Source organism: Vibrio sp. SG41-7 (assembly GCF_014164465.1).
GTDB lineage: Bacteria > Pseudomonadota > Gammaproteobacteria > Enterobacterales > Vibrionaceae > Vibrio > Vibrio splendidus.
Window position 1 is genome coordinate 1 of the sequence record NZ_JACJFF010000299.1, and the last position, 1089, is coordinate 1089.

General features: G+C 44.6%; 1 protein-coding gene. It reads right to left on the reverse strand.

Annotation, left to right across the window (positions count from 1 at the left end; genetic code table 11):
* Positions 1 to 36 precede the first annotated feature (36 nt).
* Positions 37 to 984, reverse strand: a complete 948-nt coding sequence (locus tag H5300_RS26755) for an IS30 family transposase (RefSeq protein ID WP_182797362.1) — start codon at positions 982 to 984, stop codon at positions 37 to 39.
* Between the last annotated feature and the right edge of the window lie 105 nt (positions 985 to 1089).

Genomic DNA, 1089 nt, shown 5'->3' on the forward strand with positions numbered 1-1089 from the left:
CCCGAATTCAACTCCGAACTGCGACACTCTTAATTTTCAAGCAGCCGACATCATTTCTTTAAATAGGACAGCTGGCTGCTTGAACCCCAAACACTTTTTCGGACGATAGTTAATCCGTTGTTGCGCCCTCTCAATGTCGTCATCACTAACCGTTCTTAAGTCTGTTCCTTTTTTAACGTATTGTCGCAATAAGCCATTAGCGTTTTCATTAGCTCCTCGTTCCCACGAGCTGTAGGGATGAGCAAAGTACACCTTTGCTTCCAACGCCTCCGCTATTTCTTCATGACCGGCAAATTCGCGACCATTGTCTGCTGTAATGGTATGAACGAATTCTTTGTAAGGCAGTAACATGTCTATGGTCGCTTTCGTCACATCTTTCGCTGACTTTGAGGCTGTTTTTTTTGTCAGATAAAAGCGTGTTTTACGCTCTAAAATAGTGACTATTGCTCCTGTGCCATGCTTACCCAAAACAGTATCAATTTCCCAGTCGCCAATACGTTCTCGGTTATCAACAATCTCAGGCCTTTCGTCTATCGAAATAGCATTTTTGATAGCAGGTGCTTTCTCTTTCTTGCCTCGCCGATACCGCTTGTGGCCTTGACGCAAGTGGCGAAACAACTTTCCGCCCTGTCGTTTATCACGAGCAACGTGACGGTATATCCACTCATGGCTCACTCTAGCTCCAGCGCGAGTTAAGACATTAGATATTTGCTCTGGACTCCAATCAATGCTCAGCAGTACCTCTATAAAATCTATGCGTGATTGAGGTATTCGATACTTTCGCGCTTGGCGTCGTTTTGCTACCGACTCTTGATGCGCTTTGTCTGGTACATATTGCTCTTTCTTACCACTTCGCTTCAACTCTCGATAAATGGTTGAGCGATGACATTTAACTGTTTTGGCAATCTCTGATACTGAAATCCCCCGTTCCAAAAGGGCTGAAATCTGATATCTTCTCCCCTCGGTCAACTGCTGATAATTCATGGTAGTACTGCTTGTTTCTTTGGCGAGAAGAGCGTACCACTTTCGGCAGTTGGCTTTCTCTTCTACACCTTTCCATGAATGTCGCAGTTATTATCTGAAATCGGG